The sequence below is a fragment of the Variovorax rhizosphaerae genome, from assembly GCF_037889975.1.
Taxonomy (GTDB): Bacteria; Pseudomonadota; Gammaproteobacteria; order Burkholderiales; family Burkholderiaceae_C; genus Variovorax; species Variovorax rhizosphaerae.
The window spans coordinates 26,219-45,712 of sequence record NZ_JBBKZT010000007.1 but is presented as its reverse complement, the minus strand read 5'-3'; the positions used below and the strand labels follow the sequence as shown (position 1 = coordinate 45,712).

Annotated in this window: 21 protein-coding genes; 15 read left to right on the top strand and 6 right to left on the bottom strand. The window is 64.5% G+C overall.

Features of this window, described 5'->3' with window-relative positions; translation table 11 throughout:
• Positions 1-6: 6 nt before the first annotated feature.
• Together clpS and icd are read right to left on the bottom strand one after the other, a co-directional pair.
• Positions 7-366 (bottom strand): ATP-dependent Clp protease adapter ClpS, encoded by a 360-nt coding sequence (gene clpS / locus WKW82_RS15830; protein ID WP_213959357.1) that lies wholly within the window; start codon positions 364-366, stop codon positions 7-9.
• A gap of 193 nt (positions 367-559) precedes the next feature.
• A complete protein-coding gene (gene icd / locus WKW82_RS15825) occupies positions 560-1,819 on the bottom strand; it encodes an NADP-dependent isocitrate dehydrogenase (RefSeq protein WP_340343267.1) in 1,260 nt (419 codons plus the stop codon).
• Positions 1,820-2,018: 199 nt separating this feature from the next.
• Here icd and WKW82_RS15820 point away from each other — a divergent pair, with 199 nt between their 5' ends.
• The gene (locus tag WKW82_RS15820) at positions 2,019-2,357 is read left to right on the top strand and encodes a cell envelope biogenesis protein TolA (RefSeq protein ID WP_340343266.1); all 339 of its coding nucleotides are present in this window, start codon (positions 2,019-2,021) and stop codon (positions 2,355-2,357) included.
• A 189-nt stretch (positions 2,358-2,546) separates the two neighbouring features.
• Entirely contained in the window at positions 2,547-2,999 is a 453-nt protein-coding gene (locus WKW82_RS15815) for a DUF192 domain-containing protein (RefSeq protein ID WP_340343265.1), read from the top strand.
• Positions 3,000-3,252: 253 nt separating this feature from the next.
• Here WKW82_RS15815 and WKW82_RS15810 read toward each other — a convergent pair whose 3' ends face one another.
• A complete protein-coding gene (locus tag WKW82_RS15810) occupies positions 3,253-3,834 on the bottom strand; it encodes a superoxide dismutase (protein WP_340343264.1) in 582 nt (193 codons plus the stop codon).
• Between the two features lie 84 nt (positions 3,835-3,918).
• Positions 3,919-5,199 carry an exodeoxyribonuclease VII large subunit gene (gene xseA, locus WKW82_RS15805; protein ID WP_340343597.1) on the bottom strand — a complete coding sequence of 427 codons (1,281 nt, stop codon included), beginning with the start codon at positions 5,197-5,199 and terminating at the stop codon, positions 3,919-3,921.
• A 322-nt stretch (positions 5,200-5,521) separates the two neighbouring features.
• On the opposite strand from xseA, the gene WKW82_RS15800 reads away from it, so the two are divergent.
• From WKW82_RS15800 to adk, 6 genes are all read left to right on the top strand, one after another.
• Entirely contained in the window at positions 5,522-6,154 is a 633-nt protein-coding gene (locus WKW82_RS15800; protein WP_340343263.1) for a MotA/TolQ/ExbB proton channel family protein, read from the top strand.
• An 84-nt stretch (positions 6,155-6,238) separates the two neighbouring features.
• A complete protein-coding gene (locus tag WKW82_RS15795) occupies positions 6,239-6,664 on the top strand; it encodes an ExbD/TolR family protein (RefSeq protein ID WP_340343262.1) in 426 nt (141 codons plus the stop codon).
• 3 nt (positions 6,665-6,667) lie between these two features.
• The gene (gene lpxK, locus WKW82_RS15790) at positions 6,668-7,648 is read left to right on the top strand and encodes a tetraacyldisaccharide 4'-kinase (RefSeq protein WP_340343261.1); all 981 of its coding nucleotides are present in this window, start codon (positions 6,668-6,670) and stop codon (positions 7,646-7,648) included.
• On the top strand, positions 7,629-7,811 hold the full coding sequence (locus tag WKW82_RS15785) for a Trm112 family protein (protein WP_213959820.1): 183 nt from the start codon (positions 7,629-7,631) through the stop codon (positions 7,809-7,811). Before lpxK ends, WKW82_RS15785 begins: the two co-directional genes overlap by 20 nt.
• A 95-nt stretch (positions 7,812-7,906) precedes the next feature.
• A complete protein-coding gene (gene kdsB / locus WKW82_RS15780) occupies positions 7,907-8,653 on the top strand; it encodes a 3-deoxy-manno-octulosonate cytidylyltransferase (protein ID WP_340343596.1) in 747 nt (248 codons plus the stop codon).
• Between the two features lie 131 nt (positions 8,654-8,784).
• The gene (gene adk / locus WKW82_RS15775; RefSeq protein ID WP_340343260.1) at positions 8,785-9,441 is read left to right on the top strand and encodes an adenylate kinase; all 657 of its coding nucleotides are present in this window, start codon (positions 8,785-8,787) and stop codon (positions 9,439-9,441) included.
• 46 nt (positions 9,442-9,487) lie between these two features.
• On the opposite strand, the gene WKW82_RS15770 is transcribed toward adk, so the two are convergent.
• Entirely contained in the window at positions 9,488-10,480 is a 993-nt protein-coding gene (locus WKW82_RS15770; RefSeq protein ID WP_340343259.1) for an asparaginase, read from the bottom strand.
• 74 nt (positions 10,481-10,554) lie between these two features.
• Here WKW82_RS15770 and lexA point away from each other — a divergent pair, with 74 nt between their 5' ends.
• The 4 genes from lexA (at position 10,555) to WKW82_RS15750 (ending at position 13,886) form a co-directional block, all read left to right on the top strand.
• Entirely contained in the window at positions 10,555-11,241 is a 687-nt protein-coding gene (gene lexA / locus WKW82_RS15765; protein WP_340343258.1) for a transcriptional repressor LexA, read from the top strand.
• A 113-nt stretch (positions 11,242-11,354) separates the two neighbouring features.
• On the top strand, positions 11,355-11,669 hold the full coding sequence (locus WKW82_RS15760; protein WP_340343257.1) for a hypothetical protein: 315 nt from the start codon (positions 11,355-11,357) through the stop codon (positions 11,667-11,669).
• 55 nt (positions 11,670-11,724) lie between these two features.
• Entirely contained in the window at positions 11,725-12,732 is a 1,008-nt protein-coding gene (locus WKW82_RS15755) for a D-2-hydroxyacid dehydrogenase family protein (protein ID WP_340343256.1), read from the top strand.
• Positions 12,729-13,886: an MFS transporter gene (locus WKW82_RS15750; RefSeq protein ID WP_340343255.1), complete on the top strand. Its 1,158-nt coding sequence runs from the start codon at positions 12,729-12,731 to the stop codon at positions 13,884-13,886. The genes WKW82_RS15755 and WKW82_RS15750 overlap by 4 nt, the downstream gene beginning before the upstream one ends.
• A 49-nt stretch (positions 13,887-13,935) precedes the next feature.
• Here the strand turns inward: WKW82_RS15750 and WKW82_RS15745 are convergent, their stop codons facing one another.
• Positions 13,936-16,194 (bottom strand): tetratricopeptide repeat protein, encoded by a 2,259-nt coding sequence (locus WKW82_RS15745; RefSeq protein ID WP_340343254.1) that lies wholly within the window; start codon positions 16,192-16,194, stop codon positions 13,936-13,938.
• 85 nt (positions 16,195-16,279) lie between these two features.
• Between WKW82_RS15745 and WKW82_RS15740 the strand changes: the two genes are divergently transcribed.
• From WKW82_RS15740 to WKW82_RS15730, 3 genes are read left to right on the top strand one after another with little or no spacing between them, the layout of a single operon-like run.
• A complete protein-coding gene (locus WKW82_RS15740; RefSeq protein WP_340343253.1) occupies positions 16,280-17,800 on the top strand; it encodes a 3-hydroxyacyl-CoA dehydrogenase in 1,521 nt (506 codons plus the stop codon).
• A gap of 8 nt (positions 17,801-17,808) precedes the next feature.
• Entirely contained in the window at positions 17,809-18,588 is a 780-nt protein-coding gene (locus WKW82_RS15735) for an oxepin-CoA hydrolase, alternative type (protein ID WP_340343252.1), read from the top strand.
• Between the two features lie 57 nt (positions 18,589-18,645).
• Positions 18,646-19,365 carry a Crp/Fnr family transcriptional regulator gene (locus WKW82_RS15730; protein ID WP_340343250.1) on the top strand — a complete coding sequence of 240 codons (720 nt, stop codon included), beginning with the start codon at positions 18,646-18,648 and terminating at the stop codon, positions 19,363-19,365.
• Positions 19,366-19,494 lie beyond the last annotated feature (129 nt).

Below are 19,494 nucleotides of genomic sequence, written 5' to 3'. Positions count from 1 at the left end.
TGCAATTTATTCAACGGGTTCGCTGACGCACTGCAAAGGGTGGCCCGCCTGGGCCGCCGCTTCCATCACCTGATTGACCTTCGTGGCCGCCAGGTCCCGTGAGAACACGCCGCACACACCCCGGCCATCGAGGTGGATCTTGAGCATGATCTGGGTCGCGGTCTCGCGGTCCTTGTTGAAGAATTCCTGGATGACGACGATCACGAACTCCATCGGGGTGTAGTCGTCGTTGAGCATGACCACCTGGTACATCTGCGGTGGTGCTGTTTTCTGCGGGCGCCGCTCCAGGACGACCGCGTCGCCGTCGTCGCGCGCCGGCTTGCGCACCGGGGGCGTTTTCGGAGTCGAGGGGATTCTGGTTGCCATGAAAATCATTCTATAGATCGAGCAAGCGCCATGCCGGCGCAAGAGGAATTGGTGGCGCGTTCCCGACAAAACAAGGGCCGGGTGGCGTGAAAGACGGCACGCGCCGCCCGAATGTCACAAAAAAACCCCGGTGCTTTGCGGGCCGCCGGGGTGCTCCTGGTGAAACTGCCGGCGATGGCCGGCAAGCTTTCCACTACATGTTTTCGATCATCACCTGGCCGAATCCCGAACAGCTCACCTGCGTGGCGCCATCCATCAGTCGGGCGAAGTCGTAGGTCACCTTCTTGCTGGCAATCGACTTCTCGATCGAGCTGATGATCAGGTCCGCCGCTTCCTTCCAACCCATGTGGCGCAGCATCATTTCAGCCGAAAGGATCTCGGAACCCGGGTTCACGTAGTCCTTGCCGGCGTACTTGGGCGCCGTGCCGTGAGTGGCCTCGAACATGGCCACGGTGTCGCTGAGGTTTGCCCCGGGAGCGATACCGATGCCGCCGACCTGGGCCGCCAGGGCGTCGGAGATGTAGTCGCCATTCAGGTTCAGCGTGGCGACCACCGAGTACTCGGCCGGACGCAACAGGATCTGCTGCAGGAACGCATCGGCGATGCTGTCCTTGACGGTGATTTCCTTGCCATTCTTCGGGCTCTTGAACTTCATCCACGGACCGCCGTCAATGAGTTCCGCGCCAAATTCCTTGGCGGCCAAAGCGTAGCCCCAATCACGGAAGCCACCCTCGGTGAACTTCATGATGTTGCCCTTGTGCACCAGGGTCACGCTGGACTTGTCATTGTCGATGGCATATTGATATGCCTTTCGGACTAGCCGTTCGGTGCCTTCGCGCGAAACCGGCTTGACGCCAATACCCGAGGTATTGGGGAAACGGATCTTCTTGACGCCGAATTCCTCTTGCAGGATCTTGATGAGTTTTTTGGCCTTTTCACTTTCGGCCTCGAATTCGATGCCGGCGTAAATGTCTTCCGAGTTCTCACGGAAGATGACCATATTGGTCTTGTGCGGCTCCTTCACCGGGCTGGGCACACCCTGGAAATACTGAACCGGGCGCAGGCACACATAAAGATCCAGTTCCTGGCGCAACGCGACGTTCAGCGAGCGAATGCCACCGCCCACGGGCGTGGTCAGCGGGCCCTTGATCGAAACCACGTAGTCGCGAACGGCATGCAGGGTTTCCTCGGGGAGCCAGACGTCCGGCCCGTAGACCTTGGTCGACTTTTCGCCGGCATAGACTTCCATCCACTGGATCTTCTTCTTGCCGCCGTAGGCCTTGGCCACGGCCGCGTCGACCACCTTGATCATCACCGGCGTGATGTCCAGGCCGGTGCCGTCGCCCTCGATAAAGGGGATGATCGGCTGGTCAGGCACATTCAGAGAATTGTCGGCGTTGACCGTGATCTTCTGGCCTTCGGTCGGGACTTTGATGTGCTGGTAGCTTGGCATGTGATCGGGAGCTCCGAGGAGAAATTTCGGGGAGTGGTGACTAGGAGACAGTTTGTTCCCAGCCGGCTGAATAGCCGTAGAATTTTAAGCGCAACCGGCAAAGGCTCGGCATCTGTCAACCGCAGATCAGGCGCCTTCGTTGTTGGCAGACCTTCTGCTGGCCGGGAGGCGTTTTCAACCATCCATGAGGAATTCAGTAATGAGCAAGATTCTCGCAGTCATGATCGCCGGCCTGTTCGCAGTTGGTGCGTACGCCCAAAACCCGGCTGGCACTTCGGCCGAGCAAGGCAACGCCACCAACAGCAAGGCGCAACAGCGCGCCGAGGCCAAGAAGTCCTCGAAGGCGCAAGGCCAAGTGAAGGGACCCGCCGGCGACATCGCCAAGACGCCCGAAGGCGGCGCCATCGGCACCGACAAGGCTGCTACCGCCGGCGAAGCACGCGCCGAAACGCGCGACACCCGTCGCCGCAACAAGGACGGCAGCAAGAAGCGCCGTTCGACCCAAGGCGGCACGCCTGACATGCCGGGCGCAAAGTAAATCGCACCGCGTGTCATCAGGAGCGCCCCGCGGGGCGCTTTTTTGTGGGCGTCGCCCGTGGGAGTGGCGGCCCGCATCGTCGCGGTCGATCGTGCGCGGCTGGATGTAAGCTTCGCAAGCCCGAATGAAAGCCTCAGGCTCGATCGACTCATTGGCAACCTCTCCACCTTCTACTTTCAAGACCTGTCCATGTTCCAGCGACTTTTCGCACTCCTCGCCCTGTCATTGACGGCCATGTCGCCCGTCCTGGCGCAAGAACCGCAGATGGATTTGCAGCGCGTGCGCCTCACCGCCGGGATGTACCAAATCGACGCCCAGGTTGCGCAGCAGCCGCGCGAACGCGAGATCGGCTTGATGTTTCGCAAGGAAATGCCGCAGCAGGAAGGCATGCTGTTCGTTTTCGAGGAGCCGACCACCCAGTGCTTCTGGATGAAGAACACGATCTTGCCGCTCACGGCCGCATTCGTGGCCGACGACGGGCGCATCGTGAACCTTGTCGACATGCAACCCCAGACCACCAACACGCATTGCTCCGAAGCGCCGGTGCGCTATGTCCTGGAAATGAACCAAGGCTGGTTCGCCAAGAAGAACATCAAGAAGGGTGTCAAGTTGGGCGGCGCGCCGTTCGAGGCGCGCCGCTGAAAACCGGCGTCCCATCCGGATAGGGGCCAATCAGCGCTGATCGGAACCCTCCCACACCTCCCGGCATGCAGGTCCGCACCGGAGAAGCTCGGGGTCGATCAGGGGTCGCAGCACCTGCAGCAGCGTCTGCTGGATCAGCCGGTCCACCACCGTCGGTATTGGGACTTGCACCCGCAAGAGTGCGCCCATGCTGGACGCACATGAAAAAGGCCGACCTCGCCGGGTCGGCCTTACCTGATCTCGAAACGGCGGATCAGCCGAAGTTCTTTGCGGCGAAGTCCCAGTTGGCCAGCTTGGCCAGGAAGGTTTCGACGAATTTCGGGCGCAGGTTGCGGTAGTCGATGTAGTAGGCGTGCTCCCAGACGTCGATGGTCAGCAGCGCGGTGTCAGCGGTCGTCAGCGGGGTGCCGGCGGCGCCCGTGTTGACGATGTCGACCGTGCCGTCCGGCTTTTTCACCAGCCAGGTCCAGCCCGATCCGAAGTTGCCGACGGCCGACTTGGTGAAGGCTTCCTTGAACGCATCAAAGCTGCCCCATTTCGTGTCGATGGCCTTGGCCAGGGCGCCGGTGGGCGCGCCACCGCCTTGCGGCTTCATGCAGTTCCAGAAGAAGGTGTGGTTCCAGATCTGGGCGGAATTGTTGTAGATGCCGCCGCTGGACTTCTTGATGATTTCTTCGAGCGTCATGGACTCGAACTCGGTGCCCTTCTGAAGATTGTTCAGGTTCACCACGTAGGCGTTGTGATGCTTGCCGTAGTGGTACTCGAGGGTTTCCTTCGAATACTCGGGGGCCAGCGCATCCAGTGCATACGGCAGCGGAGGAAGTACGTGTTCCATGTTTCTAGACTCGTGGTTGGGTTGTGGGAGTCGTGCATTCTAGAAAGGATTGCCGCGCCCCATGTCGGACACAAACGCTTCCCCTCAGACCCCATCGACCGTCATCGCCACGGTACCGTCCGCCAGGCGCGCCCTCACGGCATCGCCGGGAGCAAGTTGCGCCGCGCTCGTGATCGCGCGCCCCTGCGGGTCGGCCAGCCACGCATAGCCCCGCTGAAGGACCAGCGCCGGGTCGAGCAGATGCAGTCGCTCGGCGAGCCGCCCAAGGCGATCCTGTCGCTGCGCCAGCGAGCGCGCGAGCTTCAACGGCAGATCGGCTTGCAGCGCACGCTGTGCTTGCGCCAAGCGCTCGGTTTTCGAGACGACCGCGTGGTGCAGCCGCTGGGCCTGATGGGCCAAGCCCAGGCGCTGGCGGCCGACCAGGCCGGACGGACGCCCAAGCCGGCCTGCGGCCAGATCGAGCCGCTGGCCGAGCACGTCAAGCCGTCTGCCAAGTGCGTCGTCCAAGCGTTCACCCACGAGGCCGAGCGCGTCCAGCCACAGCGTCCGCGGGGCGGCTGCCAGTTCGGCCGCCGCCGTGGGCGTGGGAGCGCGCACATCTGCGCAGAAATCGGCGATGGTGAAGTCGGTTTCATGACCGACGCCGCTCACCAACGGCATCGGGCTCGCCGCAATCGTGCGCGCCAGGGTCTCGTCATTGAAGGCCCAGAGGTCTTCGATAGAGCCGCCACCGCGAACCAGCAGGATCACATCCGGTACTTCTGCCAGCGCATAGAGTGCTCGCAGCGCCGCGACCAGTTCGGCCGGCGCCTGCGCGCCCTGCACTGCCGCGGGCGCCAGCACCACTTCGACATGCGGCGCGCGCCGGCGGAGCGCCGTCACGACGTCATGCAGCGCGGCAGCGCCCAGCGATGTCACCAGGCCGATGCGCCTGGGCATCACCGGCAGCGGACGCTTGCGGGCGGGATCGAACAGGCCCTCGGCCTCGAGCCGCGCCTTGCGCTGCAGGAACTGCTCGAACAGCGCGCCCTGGCCAGCGCGGCGCAGACTTTCCACCACCAGTTGCAGGTCGCCCCGGGGCTCGTACACCGCGAGCCGACCGCGGACTTCGACCTGGTCTCCGTCGCGCGGATTGAAGTCGAGCAGGCTTGCAGCGCGGCGGAACATCGCGCAACGCAACTGCCCGGATTCGTCTTTCAACGAGAAATAGCAGTGGCCACTGGAGGCACGGGAGAAGCCTGAAATCTCACCACGCACGGTGACCGGGTTGAAGCGCGCATCGAGCGCATCGGCCACGGCGCGACAGAGCGCCCCAACGGGCCAGACGCGGCGCACGAACGCCGAATTCTCATTGAATTCACTCACGCGCAAGCCACGGGAAGAGAGTTGGCCCGGCGATTGCTCCACAGCCGCATGCACCACGCCCGGGCGGCCCGCCAATGCCGTCACGCATACAGGCTCTCCCGTGCAAGTGATTGATTTGATTGAAGAATTTGCTGCTCAAAATTAAGTCGATCTAATGGGAGCCCCTGTTCATGCGGCTCCAGGCGCCTTTCCAGCGCAGTTACTCACAAAGTTGTCCACAGAAACTGTGCGTCGGGTCTTGCAGGGTTGGCGCTCCCTTCGGATGCCGGTCCCTCGGAGATAATCGCGCCGAATTTTGCAATCCACCCGGTCGGAGAATCATTTGTTATCGATCATAGTTGCCGCGGGCTGGCCCATCTGGCCACTGCTCGCTTGCTCGGTGTTGGCGCTTGCGCTGGTCATCGAGCGCTTCTTCAACCTGAAGACTGTGCGTGTCCTGCCGCCCAAGTTGCTCGACGAAGCCATCACGGTATCGCATTCCTCGATACCCGGGCCGGACGTGGTGACCAAGCTGGAACAGAATTCGGCGCTGGGTCAGGTACTGGCCTCCGGGTTCCGGGCGCTCAACGCGAATCCGCGCTGCACGGAAGACGACTTGCGCGCCGCCATGGAAGCGGCCGGTCGCACCGTCGCGCACAAGCTGGAGCGTTGGTTGCCGGCGCTGGCGACCATCGCTTCCGCCGCACCGTTGCTGGGGCTGCTCGGAACGGTGATCGGGATGATCGAGATCTTCGGCTCCCAGTCGCCGGCGAGTGGTGCCGTAGGGACCGGCAATCCGGCACAACTCGCGCATGGCATCTCGATTGCGCTCTACAACACGGCCTTCGGCCTGATCATCGCGATCCCGACGCTGATCTTCTGGCGATACTTCCGCACGCGCGTCGACGAATACCTGCTGAACCTCGAACTCGCCGGCGAGCGATTCGCGCGGCACTTGAACGCGCTGAGAAAATAGCCCCATGCCCCGTCACCTTTTGAATTCGCCGGCCCCTGCCTCTGCAGGACAGCCCGCAGCAAGCTTGCAATGACGCGGGGCCGCATGCACTTCCGCCACGGCGCGCGCGATGAGCCGGAGATCAACCTGATTCCGTTCATCGACGTGCTGCTGGTGGTGCTGATCTTCCTGATGCTGTCGACCACCTACAGCAAGTTCACCGAGATGCAGTTGCGCCTGCCCGTGGCCGACGCGGAGCCGCAACGTGACTACCCCAAGGAAATCATTGCCGCCGTGTCGGCCGACGGACGCTACTCGATCAACAAGTCCATCCTGCCCGACCGCAGCGTCGAGGCCGTGGCAGCCGCGCTCTCCTCCGCTTCGCGCGGTGGCAAGGATTCGGTGGTGGTCATCAGTGCCGACGCCAATGCCTCGCATCAATCCGTGATCACGGTCATGGAAGGCGCTCGCCGCGCCGGCCTGATGCAGATCACCTTTGCGTTGCAGTCGGCCACGCAGGCCGGGCGCTGAGCTTTGGACCTGCAGCGGGCATGGCTCGGTCGCGGCCCGCTGGCGTGGCTATTGTGGCCCGTCTCGTTGATCTTCGGAGCGTTGGCGGCGCTGCGGCGCTGGCTGTTCCGGATCGGCGTCCTGCGCACTGAGCGTGTCGACGTTCCAGTGCTGGTCGTCGGCAACGTGATCGCGGGAGGCTCGGGCAAGACCCCGGTGGTGATCGCACTGGTCCGGCATCTGCGCGCGCAGGGGCTCGAGGTTGGCGTCATCTCTCGGGGCTACGGCCGCAAGACAAGAGATTGCCGGGAGGTGCTGCCGGGCGCCGATCCACGCGACGTGGGTGATGAGGCCGCGCTGACGCACCAACTCACAGGCGTGCCGGTCTTCGTCGCGGCACGGCGCATCGAGGCCGCACGCGCATTGCTGCAACGGCATCCGCAGACCCGGCTCATCGTGAGCGACGATGGCCTGCAGCACCTCGCGCTCGCACGGGACATCGAGCTATGCGTGTTCGACGATCGCGGCATCGGCAACAGATGGCTGCTGCCAGCGGGACCCTTGCGCGAACACTGGCCACGGCGCTGCGACCTGGTGCTGCACACCGGCGCCCGACCGGCCTTCGCCGAGGGCTTTCGCTCGCAACGCACGCTGGCCGACCACGCGTTGCGCAGCGACGGCAGCCGAGTCTCCCTCGCGGAATTGGCCGGAAAACCCGTTGTCGCCTTGGCCGCGATCGCCAAGCCCGAGGGCTTCTTCGCGATGCTGCGCGCACGCGGCATCCAGCCCGAGCGCTGCATACCGCTGCCAGACCACTTCGACTTCGAGGACTGGCGGCGTCCACCAGGAGGCCATTTCCTCCTCTGCACCGAGAAGGACGCAGTCAAGCTTTGGCACGTGGCGCCCGAAGCATTGGCCGTGCCGCTTGTGTTCACACCCGAGCCCGCGTTCTTCGCCGCGCTCGACGCAAAGCTATCATCGCTCGATGGACACCAAGCTGCTTGAATTGCTGGTCTGCCCCGTGACCAAGGGGCCGCTGACCTGGAATCCGGAGAAACAGGAACTTTCTTCCCGCTCCGCACGCCTCGCCTATCCGGTGCGCGACGGCATTCCCGTGCTGCTCGAGAACGAGGCGCGAACCCTTACCGACGACGAGTTGGGGCTTTGAGCAACGCCAGCCCGCTTCCGGGCGCCACTGCGCGCGCCGAAGGACGCAAGGACAACGCGCATGCGACTGGCGCAGGTGTTCCCTTTGTCGTTCTCATTCCCGCACGGCTTGCGTCGACACGCCTGCCGGACAAGCCGCTGGCCGACATCTGCGGGATTCCGATGGTGGTCCGGGTGGCGCAGCGCGCGGATTTGTCCGGCGCGGCGCGGGTGGTAGTCGCCGCCGATGACGCGCGGATCGTGGATGCATGCCGCGCCCATGGCGTCGAAGTGCTCCTCACCCGCACGGATCATGTGAGTGGCAGTGACCGGTTGGCAGAGGCCTGTACCCTGCTCGGCCTGGACGACGACGATATCGTGGTCAACGTGCAGGGCGACGAGCCCCTGATCGACCCGTCGCTGATCGACGCCGTGGCGATCACCCTCTCCAAGGAACCCGACGCGTCGATGAGCACCGCCGTGCATGCCATCGATTCAACCGAGGACTTCCTGAATCCGAACGTCGTCAAGGCAGTGCTCGATGCACGCGGCCACGCGCTCTATTTCAGCCGCGCGCCGATACCGTGGTGGCGCGACGGCTTCGCGGCCAAGCCCCTTGACGAATTGCCATCGCCGGCACCGTTGCGGCACATCGGCATCTACGGTTATCGAGCCGGATTCGTGCGCCGGTTTCCGGCCCTGCCTCCGGCCCCCATCGAATCCATCGAAGCGCTCGAACAACTGCGTGCCATGTGGCATGGCCATCGCATTGCGGTGCATGTAAGCGACCATGCGCCCGGTCCTGGCGTCGACACGCCCGAGGACTTGGTGCGCGTACGAGCGCGAATCGCTGCAAACTCTTAGCGGACGCCGGTTTTCCCGCAGAAGTGTGGCAAATGCCCATGCTATCCTCGACGCAGTCATGACACCTGACCTTGTCCAAGCGGCATGCGCGGGGTGTCAATCGATATCCCAAGAACCCGTTCGAGGACACCATGAGACTGATTTTGTTGGGCGCCCCCGGCGCAGGAAAAGGCACGCAGGCGACTTTCATTTGCAAGAAGTACGGCATACCACAAATCTCGACGGGCGACATGCTGCGCGCCGCGGTCAAGGCGGGCACGCCGCTCGGGCTTCAGGCCAAATCGGTCATGGAATCCGGTGGATTGGTCGGCGACGACCTGATCATCAATCTCGTCAAGGAACGCATCGCGCAGCCGGATTGCGCCAATGGCTTCCTGTTCGATGGCTTCCCACGCACCATTCCCCAGGCAGAAGCGATGAAAACCGCTGGTGTCAAGCTCGACTACGTGCTTGAAATCGAGGTGCCTTTCTCCGACATCATCGAACGCATGAGCGGCCGCCGCTCGCACTCGGCATCGGGCCGCACTTACCACGTCAAGTTCAATCCGCCAAAGGTCGAAGGCGTCGACGACGTGACTGGCGAGCCGCTCATCCAGCGCCCCGATGACAATGAAGAAACCGTGCGCCATCGCCTTGAGGTCTACAGCCAGCAAACCCGTCCGCTGGTGAGCTATTACGCCAACTGGGCCGCGACCGAGCCCGCAGCCGCGCCCAAGTACCGCGCCATCGCGGGCGTCGGCAGCGTCGACGACATCACCCAGCGTGCCTTCGCGGCATTGAGCAGCTGAACGTGACGAGGGGCCCGCACATTGGCCCCTCTCTCATTGCGCGGTGTCAGCGCGGCGCCTGACGAGACAGCAACTCGAGCATCAGCGCAATGCGCGCCTTGACCGGGCTCAGCCCGCCAGCATCGCGCAGGGCGTCGCCGGGCTTTGGCAGGATGCGGCCACTGGCACAGCGGGTGGCTCGCAGCACCGCGACGCCGGCCGCCTGCGCCCTCATCGCAGCCGCTTCGAGCGCATGGTGCAGCGTGCCGTTGCCGGTCGTAGCCAGCACCACACCCCCTACCGCGCCAGCGCCTTCAAGCGCACGTTGCGCGACCAACGCATCAATGATTGCGCCGCTGGCGCCCGCATGGCTCAGGATGACCTCCACGCGGGGCGCATCGATCGCAGTTGAAACGGAGTCGATGGCTGCCGCCGACCATTGCGTGTTCATCGCAGGCCAGTTCCGCACGGAACGCACCATGCCCTCCTCGACGTAACCGATCGGCCCTGCGTCACCGGAGGCGAAGGCATCGAGCCTATAGGTGTGCACCTTCTGTACATCGAGGGCCCCGTGAATCACGCCTGCGCAAACCGCCACGACACCGGCTGCACCCTCCGTCGCAGCAACCACCACCGCATCACGCACGTTTTGCGGTCCATCAGGCGACAGTGACGTCGCCGGGCGCATCGCACAGGTCAGCACCACAGGCTTGTGCAAGCGCAGCACCGAATGCAGGAAGAAGGCGGTCTCCTCCAGCGTGTCAGTGCCGTGCGTGATCACGACGCCAGTCACATCGGGTTGCGCCAGCCAATGCGTACAGCGCGCGGCAAGGCGCTGCCAGATCGCTAAGTCCATGTCCTTGCTGTCGACCTGCGCCACCTGCTCCGCGTGCAGCGTGACGCCTGCCACCTCGATGCCGCCGAGCAGTTCTGCAACGCCAACTTCTGCGGCCGTATACCCGATGTTGTCGCCAGGCTGCGCCGCACGACCGGCAATGGTGCCTCCCGTGCCGAGCACCACCACACGCCTCGACTCCTTCGCTGCTGCACTCGCCACCATGCTTGCCAACTTTCAGAAACTGGTTAAAAATACAGCTACTGGATATTCAGCCAGTGCCGCAAGGAGTCAAGCGCATGCTCAACCTGTCGAACTTCGCCGTCAAGCTTACCGCCCGGCAACAGCAGATCCTGGACTTGATCCAGAGCGCTATTGCACGCACTGGAGCGCCGCCGACACGTGCTGAGATCGCGGCTGAGCTGGGCTTCAAGTCCGCCAACGCAGCCGAGGAGCATCTGCAGGCACTGGCGCGCAAAGGCGTCATCGAACTGGTCAGCGGCACCTCGCGCGGCATCCGCCTGAAGGGCGAGGTGCTCCGCGCCATCAACGAAACCCGCTCCAGCCAGTACTCGCTGGGCCTGCCCGGCATGGCGCAACTCGCGCTGCCGCTGGTCGGCCGTGTTGCAGCGGGCTCCCCCATCCTTGCGCAGGAACACATCGACCAGACCTACTACGTCGAGAACACGCTGTTCCAGCGCCAGCCCGACTACCTGCTCAAGGTCCGCGGCATGTCGATGCGCGACGCCGGCATCATGGATGGCGACCTCCTCGCCGTGCAATCCACCAAGGAAGCACGCAACGGTCAGATCGTCGTCGCCCGGATCGGCGACGAAGTCACCGTCAAGCGGTTGCGGCGGAACAAGCAGGTCATCGAACTGCACGCCGAAAACCCCGACTACCCCACCATCATCGTGCAGCCCGGCGAGCCCTTCGAGATCGAAGGCCTGGCCGTCGGCCTGATCCGCAACACGATGCTGATGTAGCCCCATTTCGCATGCAACAAGTGGCGGGCGTATGGCGAAGAGGCCATCACCCTGTTGCAGTCGACCTTAAGAAATCCTGCCTGTGTTCAACCTCTGACCAATCTGGAGTTCACATGGGAATCGCTTTTCTGACCTTGGCCGAAATCTTCACGCCCCTGCAATCGCTGGCCACCCGGTGGATGCCCGCGCGCCGCGCGGACGGACTGCGCTACGTGGCGGTCCGCCCCGGATGCACGGTCCGCGCCTCCGCCAACAAGCCGGCGGCTGCCACGAGGCCCTTGCGCGTAGTGCGCGTGCTGGACGCACAGCACACGCCCAACGGCGCGGGCCGCGTCGTCATCTCGGGCCGCATGGCCGACGTCTGCGCCGAACTCGATCGACTCGCCGCCCTGGAAGCTGCGGATGACGCCAGGCGACTGATGCATTGAAGGCGTACGGCACGCGGCGCACGCGCTCGGAGGGTGCAAGGCACAATAACGTGCCATGAATATCGTGATCCTCGACGACTACCAGGATGCGGTGCGCAAATTGCGCTGCGCCAGCAAGCTCGACGCCTATGCCGCCAAGGTCTATACCAACACTGTCAAGGGGATCGGGCAGTTGTCGGTGCGACTGAGAGACGCCGATGTGATCGTGCTGATTCGCGAGCGAACGCAGGTCTCGCGGCAGTTGGTCGAGAAACTGCCCAAGCTCAAGCTCATTTCGCAAACCGGCCGGGTGGGAAGCCACATCGACGTGAACGCATGCAGCGAGCTGGGCATCGCGGTGGCTGAGGGCAGTGGTTCACCGTTGGCACCAGCGGAGCTGACCTGGGCATTGATCATGTCCGCGATGCGTCGGCTTCCACAGTACATCAGCAACCTCAAGCACGGCGCATGGCAGCAGTCCGGCCTCAAGTCGGCCTCGATGCCGCCAAACTTCGGCCTGGGGTCCGTACTCAAGGGCAAGACGCTCGGCATCTGGGGTTACGGCCGCATCGGGCAACTGGTTGCACGCTACGGGCAGGCCTTCGGCATGCAGGTCGTCATCTGGGGCCGCGAGGCGAGTTGCGCCAGGGCGCGGTCCGACGGACTGCAGATCGCGCCGAGCCGCGAGGCGCTGTTCGAAATGTCGGATGTGCTGTCGGTTCACTTGCGGCTGATGGAAGAGACACGCGGCATCGTGACACTCGCGAATTTGTCGCGGATGCAACCGACCGCGTTGTTCGTGAACACTTCACGCGCCGAACTCGTCGAACCCGATGCGCTGCTTGCCGCACTCAATCGCGGGCGGCCGGGCTTGGCCGCGATCGACGTGTTCGAAAGCGAGCCGCCACTGCAAGGGCACGCACTCCTGCGGCTGGAGAACTGCATCTGCACGCCACACATCGGCTACGTGGAGCAAGAGAGCTACGAGCTCTACTTCGGGCAGGCTTTCGACAACGTCGCCAGTTTCATCAAGGGCAGTCCGACCAACATCGTCAATCCTGGCGCTCTACAGGTCCGGCGTTGACTCGCCCTCCCCTCCCGGCCGCGCTTTGGGCGTTGCTGGCGGGCAATTTCGTCATCGGCACCGGCGTCATGCTGGTCGCGGGCACGTTGAATGAGATCAGTGCCTCGTTTGGCGTGAGCGTTGCTGCGGCAGGTCAGTTGATGACCGCAGGGGCGCTGGTCGTGTGCTTTGGCGCCCCGCTGCTGGCAGCGCTGGTGGCGGGGTGGGACCGGCGCGCGCTGCTGGCGCTGACGATGGTCTGGTACGCAGTCTGCAATGTGGCGGCATCCCTGATGCCGAGCTACCTCGGCCTGCTGCTCACACGCATGCTGACGATGCTGGCCCCCGCCATATTTACCGCGCAGGCAGCGGCGTCTGTGAGCCTGCTGGTTCCGGCCGACCAGCGGGGCCGGGGTGTGACCTTCGTATTCCTGGGCTGGTCGATGGCGTCAGTGCTGGGTTTGCCACTGGGAGCATGGCTCGGCGGCCACTACGGCTGGCGCACTGCATTCGTGGCCATTGCCGTGGCCGCACTTCTCAGTGCCGCCTCGATCTGGTGGACCATGCCAGGCGGCATCCGCCCTGCAGCACTCACGCGGGCGGCTTGGGTGCGGGTCTTCCGCAGTCCTGCCTTGATGGGCGTGCTGATGGTCACCGCACTGCAGAGCACCGGCCAGTTCGTGCTCTTTGCCTACTTTGCGCCGCTGCTCAAGCTGCAGCTCGGGGCTGACGCGACGGCGCAAAGCTTCATGTGGGCCTGGTTTGGCGCCTGCGGGCTGGTCGGAAACCTGCTGGTCAGCCGGTACATCGACCGCATTGGCGCCGGCCGTGCGTCCCTGGTGACCACGATGCTCATGGCGACGAGCCTGCTGCTATGGCCGCTGGGCATCAATTTCCTGATCTTCGCGTTGGTGCTGTTGCCCTGGGGTCTCGGCTGCTTCGCGGCCAACTCGGCCCAGCAGGCACGCCTGGTCGGACTGGCGCCAGCGATGGCGCCTGGGTCCGTGGCGCTGAACAGCTCCGGCATGTTCATCGGGCAAGCCATCGGCGCCGCCACCGGGGGGTGGCTGCTGGCGCACGATGCTGCAAGCTGGATGCATTGGGTCGGCTTTGGCACCATGCTCGCTGCGATGGCGCTCAGCATCATGGTCGAGCGCCTGCCCAGGCCCCAATGAGTCGCGCGTAGCCGCGCAACCACGCAGTGCTGCAGCGCTACGCGCCGACTCAACGCTTGATGATGCGCCTCGGGGCGATCTCCGCTTCCGTCTCCGGATCGAACAACTCGAAGTCGATGATGTGCGGATCGATCGCGGCGGTCGCCGTGGGCGCGGGAGCCTCGATGGGCGCGGCGATGGTTTCGAACGCAGTCTTGTCGAACTGCGCAAGATCCAGGTTGACGGGCGGCTGCGCCGACGGCTCCAGCGCACTGATGTCGGTCTGGGCATGCAAACCCGCATCGATCGCGCCGTAGAGCGAAGGGAACGGCTCGATGGGTGCGTTGGGCATCGACGGCGACTTTGTCGGTGCCAGTGCGGGCGCGGGGATCGATGCAGCAGGCATCACCATCACGGCGGCCGGCTCTGTCATCAGCGTGGCGCGCGCCGTTGGCTGCGTCTCATGGCTCAGGGTGTCGACGAACGGGATCGGCGTAATGGGGGCCGGTGCCGTGTCGGGGTCGACGACTTCCTTGGCAATCGCGTAAAGCAAGAGCAGTTCCTGGTATGCGGCGAGATCGAAGGCCTCGTCCTCATGCACGCCCGGCTTGCGAAAAACCAGTTCCTCGATGAGCGCGAGTGTTCCGGCTGTCGGCCACTGCGATTCAATGCGGGCGAGCGCACTGCGGTAGTGCTCCAGGCCCCGACCGCCAAGGGAAAATTCATCGAACTCGGGGACCTCGGCGTTGAACGCGCGCTCGAAGTCTGTCGCCAGTTTCGCGTACTCGTCGCGGCGCCCCAGCGAGTGATAGATCTTGAACAGGTCGAGATAAGCCAATGCGCTGGTATCCGGGCTGGCCGCGATGTGTTCCACCAGCACAGCGATGGCCTGGTCGTGCTGGCCCAGCGACAGGAAGAAGTCCGATTGCTGCTGCACATCGAACAGTTCCTCGGTATTGACCGGGCGCGTTGCGGCAATCTCGATCGGTGCCACCACCGGCACTCCGGTGGGACCATATGTCGTGTCGGCGTTGGTCGCCGCCAGCAAGGCGGCATGACGCGGATCGAGTTCCCGGCCGCGCAAAGGAGCAGGCTGCGTGGGTTCGCGCTCGTCGTCCTCCTCGGCGAACTTGCTGTCGGCTGGCAGCGCAGGCCGGCCGCTACTTGCCGGACGCGGCTCGAAACCTTCGCCCCACCATGCCGGCGCCGTGTTGCGACGCGTCATGCGCCACAGCAACCCGATCGCGAGCAATGCCAAGGCCAGCAGCACACCCAGTGCGTAGACCAGCGGATTGCGATAGCGGCTGTCGCGCGCATCTGCCAGTTCGCTGCGCATTTCGAGCAAGGCGCGCTGGTTCTGCGCGGTTAGTTCCCGCAGTGCGGCCAGCGTCGCTTCAAGGGATTGAATGCGCTGGGATTCACGCTGTGCGTCTTCCGGTGGCGCCGCGAGCGCGCGCCATTGGGCTGCCGCCTCGGCGCGTTTGGCCAGATCCTCGGTGGCAGGCGCTTTCAACTCGGAGGACGTCTTCAGGCCACCATCACGGGTCAGCGCGGGGTCCAGTGCCTCGAGTTTCAGTCGAGGTCCCGCAGGAGGGGACTCAGGGGCCGCGGCGGGAACCGGCGGCGGCACCACAGGCGCTGCAGGTGCCGCGGCGACGGGCGGCGGTGCGGGCTTCGGCGCAGGCGCGGGGCGGACCACCGGCGCCTGCGCCGCGATCACGCGACGGGGCGGTGCGGGGGGCGCCGAAGGCGCAGCACCGGCATCGGCAGTGCGAGGAGTCGGCCTTGCCGCGGGACGGCGCACCGGCGGTGGAGATCCCGCGCTGGATCCGAATTCGCCGCCACCCGCGCCGCGTCCCCCGCGCCCACCGCGATCTGCAGTGCCCGGATCCATCGAAGAACCGGTGGATGGCAATGGCGCCGCCCCGAATCGCGAGGCGGAGGGCAGGCTTGCCGACTCGACCGGCACATCGGCCAGCAGCACGAAGGTGCGATTGGAGCGCGCATCGCAACCGGCACGAACTGTGACGTTGACCACTGGCTCTTCGATCGCAACGGTCGTGCGCACGTGCAATCGCGGTGCGGCCGCCGATGCACCGGGTTCAAGCGATAAAGTCACCCGCTTGTCGTCAATGCGTGTATCACCCTGCACAACCTCGCCCTCGATGCACAAGGAATTCCCTTCGCTATCGCCCAGCGTCAGAGGAATCACCAGATCGAGTGGCTTGCCAATCCATGCCGTACCTTGCGGGCGGCCAATCGTCAAGGCGAACGATGGGAGTGCAAGCCCCAACAGGATCAGGGTCGCGGCAGTGCGTCGATGTTTCAAGATTGGACGGGCACTTTGCAATCTAAAGTAAACACAGTTTGACACAGTGATACACCAAATTCTTTCATCAGGAGACTTTTATCAAATGACCGTGAATTATTCCAATGTCGCCATTGTCGGTGCTGGCGCCATGGGCCGGGGAATCGCGCAAATGGCCGCCCAAGCCGGCAGCGAGGTATGGCTCGTGGACAACATGCCCGGCGCCGCAGAACGTGCCTTGGTCACACTCACAGAGCAATGGGGGAAACTGCATGACAAGGGCCGGCTCGAAGCGACAGCGCGCGATGCGCTCGTTGCAAGGGTGCACGCCGCCGCAACGATCCGGGAACTGGCGCATTGTGATCTGGTGATTGAGGCGATCATCGAAGACCTCGATGTGAAACGCCAGTTGTTTCGCGAATTGGAGGAAATCGTCGCGCCGTCAGCGGTGTTGGCGACCAACACCTCGTCGCTATCTGTAACAGCAATTGGCAAAGCATTGCGCAATCCCGAGCGCTTCGCCGGTTTTCATTTCTTCAATCCGGTTCCGCTGATGAAGGTGGTCGAGGTCGTGGCCGGATTCAGGACGTCTGCGGATGTGTGTTCGCGCCTGGGCGTCTTCGCCGGGCAGATGGGCCACAAGGCGGTGCAGGCGCAGGACACGCCGGGCTTCATCGTGAACCACGCGGGCCGCGCCTATGGCACCGAGGCCTTGCGCATCGTCAGCGAGGGCGTAGCCGATTTCACGACCATCGACCGCATCCTCCGCGACCAGGCCGGCTTCAGGCTCGGCCCGTTCGAGTTGCTCGACCTGACCGGGCTGGACGTGTCGCATCCGGTGATGGAATCGATCTACCGGCAGTACTACGAGGAGCCTCGTTATCGCCCGAGCGCGATCGCAGCGCAGCGCGTGGCGGCCGGCGTGCTCGGCCGCAAGACCTCGGAGGGCTTCTACCGCTACACCGAAGGCGCCATGCAGGTCGCTGCCGAACTGCCGGCGCCCGTCATCGCCACGCTGCCCTCGTTCTGGATCTCCCCGCGTGCCTCGCGCCGCGCCGAATTGATCAAGCTGGTGCACGAGCTCGGCGGGCAGATCGAATCGGGCGCGACGCCCTCCTCCGCCGCGTTGATCCTGGTGGCGCCGCTCGGCTTCGACGTGACGACGGTGGCGGCCGTGGAACGCCTCGACGCCACGCGCACCGTCGGTATCGACATGCTGATCGACGACGCGGCCACCAAGCGCCGCGTACTGGCCACCAACCCGGCCACGCGCATCGACATGCGCGACGCAGCCCATGCGCTGTTCGCCCGCGACGGCAAGCCGGTGAGCGTGATCCGCGACAGCGGCGGCTTCGTCACGCAGCGCGTGATCGCGGCCATCGTGAACATCGCGGCCGACATGTGCCAGCAGCGCGTGTGCACGCCGGCCGACCTCGAAACCGCCGTGACACGCGGCCTCGGCTATCCGCAAGGGCCGCTGGCAATGGGCAACCTCTATGGCCCGACCAACATCCTCGAAGTACTGTTCAACCTGCAGACCGTCTATGGCGATCCGCGCTATCGCCCCAGCCCGTGGCTGCGCCGCCGCGGCGCGCTGGGATTGAGCATGCTTCACGAAGAGGAATAGGGAGACACATGACCGCAGAACTCAAGAGCCGCACCGAGGGCCGGACCATGGTGCTGACGATCAGCAATCCGTCGATGCGCAATGCGCTCGGGCCGGAGATGTATGCCGCCGGCGTGGAGGCACTGAACGGCGCGGACAACAGCCCCGACGTGCGCAACGTCGTGATCGTCGGCGAAGGCGCCTGGTTCTGTGCCGGCGGTTCGCTGCAGCGCCTGGCCGGAAACCGCGAGCGCGATCCTTCGGTGCAGGCCGAGAGCATTGATGGTTTGCACAACTGGATCGACTCGATCCGCGCCTTCCCCAAGCCGGTGATCGCCGCCGTCGAGGGCGCGGCCGCAGGTGCGGGCTTCTCGCTCGCGCTGGCCTGCGACTTCGTGATCTCTGCGCGCGATGCGGTGTTCGCCGCGTCGTACAGCAACGTCGCGCTGTCGCCCGATGGCGGCCTGAGCTGGCAGCTCGCGCAGGCACTGCCGCGGCAGATCGCGAGCGAATGGCTCATGAACGGCGAGCGCATTGCGGCGACGCGACTGCACGAGTTGGGGCTGGTCAACAAGTTGACGGAACCCGGCCAAGCCCTGCAAGGCGCGATGGCGCTGGGCGAGGCCCTCGGCGCACGCGCGCCCAATGCGCTGGCCAGCATCAAGGATCTCCTCAACGAGGCCAGAGGTGCCACGCTGGTGAACCATCTCGCACAGGAGCGCGACCACTTCGTGCGCAACCTTCACCACGCAAATGCCGGCATCGGCATTGCCGCCTTCCTGGGCAAGACGAAGCCGCGCTACGAATAGCTGCGGGTCGCGACAGCGACAATCCGACCCCTTTTCAGTCGCCGACAGGACAGAACAATGGACGACCCCATTCTTACCATCGAAGAACGAGAAGCGATCAACTCCGGTCGCTGGTTCTCATCCCTCTCACCATCGCTTCGTCACGACATCCTCCGATGTGCTTTCGTCAAACGCTACAAGGACGGCGACCTGCTGGCCGCACGTGGCGATCCAGCCGAACAGTGGATCGCCTGCGCCAAGGGCGCGGTACGCGTGAGTTCGACAGCGGTGTCGGGCAAGCAGGTCACGCTCACGTACGTGGAACCGGGCATCTGGTTCGGCGATGTGGCGATGTTCGACGGGGACCGGCGCACGCACGATGCCTATGCACGCGGCGACACGACCACGCTGAACGTGGCGCGTGCCGATTTCCAGAAGATCCTCGCGACGCACGTGGAGCTCTACGAAGCCTTGATGCGCCTGCAGGCGCGCCGCATCCGCACGCTGTTCGGACTGGTGGAAGACCTCAACACCTTGCCCTTGCGTGCCCGCCTGGCCAAGCAACTGATTCACCTGGTTCGCAGCTACGGTGTGCCCAACCTGGCCGACGGCAGCCAGATGCGCATCGGCCTGCAACTGGCGCAAGAAGAGTTGGCGCAACTGCTCGGTGCCTCGCGCCAGCGCGTCAACCAGGAACTCAAGGCCATGGAGCGGGAGAACGCGATCCGCATCGAACCGGGCGGCCTGGTGGTACTCGATCGCAACGCCCTCATGCGCATTTCCGACGCAGACGTCTAATGACCACCCCCGAACGCGCCTGCGGCGCCTCCCCCTCAAGGGGGCGCACCCAGCGGCCCGGCGAAGCCGGTTCCGCGGGTGCTCCCGAACAGGCATCAGTTTGCTCACCTTGGTTCCTTGCGTCACGGA

Excerpts from the sequence above, each read along its gene's own strand:
- WKW82_RS15795 (WP_340343262.1), top strand. The coding sequence starts at position 6,239 with ATGCACTTCCGCCACGGCGCGCGCGATGAGCCGGAGATCAACCTGATT.
- WKW82_RS15755 (WP_340343256.1), top strand. The coding sequence starts at position 11,725 with ATGAATATCGTGATCCTCGACGACTACCAGGATGCGGTGCGCAAATTG.
- WKW82_RS15735 (WP_340343252.1), top strand. The coding sequence starts at position 17,809 with ATGACCGCAGAACTCAAGAGCCGCACCGAGGGCCGGACCATGGTGCTG.
- lexA (WP_340343258.1), top strand. The coding sequence starts at position 10,555 with ATGCTCAACCTGTCGAACTTCGCCGTCAAGCTTACCGCCCGGCAACAG.
- WKW82_RS15770 (WP_340343259.1), bottom strand. The coding sequence starts at position 10,480 with ATGGTGGCGAGTGCAGCAGCGAAGGAGTCGAGGCGTGTGGTGGTGCTC.
- icd (WP_340343267.1), bottom strand. The coding sequence starts at position 1,819 with ATGCCAAGCTACCAGCACATCAAAGTCCCGACCGAAGGCCAGAAGATC.
- WKW82_RS15820 (WP_340343266.1), top strand. The coding sequence starts at position 2,019 with ATGAGCAAGATTCTCGCAGTCATGATCGCCGGCCTGTTCGCAGTTGGT.
- adk (WP_340343260.1), top strand. The coding sequence starts at position 8,785 with ATGAGACTGATTTTGTTGGGCGCCCCCGGCGCAGGAAAAGGCACGCAG.
- clpS (WP_213959357.1), bottom strand. The coding sequence starts at position 366 with ATGGCAACCAGAATCCCCTCGACTCCGAAAACGCCCCCGGTGCGCAAG.
- WKW82_RS15785 (WP_213959820.1), top strand. The coding sequence starts at position 7,629 with ATGGACACCAAGCTGCTTGAATTGCTGGTCTGCCCCGTGACCAAGGGG.
- WKW82_RS15815 (WP_340343265.1), top strand. The coding sequence starts at position 2,547 with ATGTTCCAGCGACTTTTCGCACTCCTCGCCCTGTCATTGACGGCCATG.
- WKW82_RS15740 (WP_340343253.1), top strand. The coding sequence starts at position 16,280 with ATGACCGTGAATTATTCCAATGTCGCCATTGTCGGTGCTGGCGCCATG.
- WKW82_RS15810 (WP_340343264.1), bottom strand. The coding sequence starts at position 3,834 with ATGGAACACGTACTTCCTCCGCTGCCGTATGCACTGGATGCGCTGGCC.
- WKW82_RS15730 (WP_340343250.1), top strand. The coding sequence starts at position 18,646 with ATGGACGACCCCATTCTTACCATCGAAGAACGAGAAGCGATCAACTCC.
- WKW82_RS15760 (WP_340343257.1), top strand. The coding sequence starts at position 11,355 with ATGGGAATCGCTTTTCTGACCTTGGCCGAAATCTTCACGCCCCTGCAA.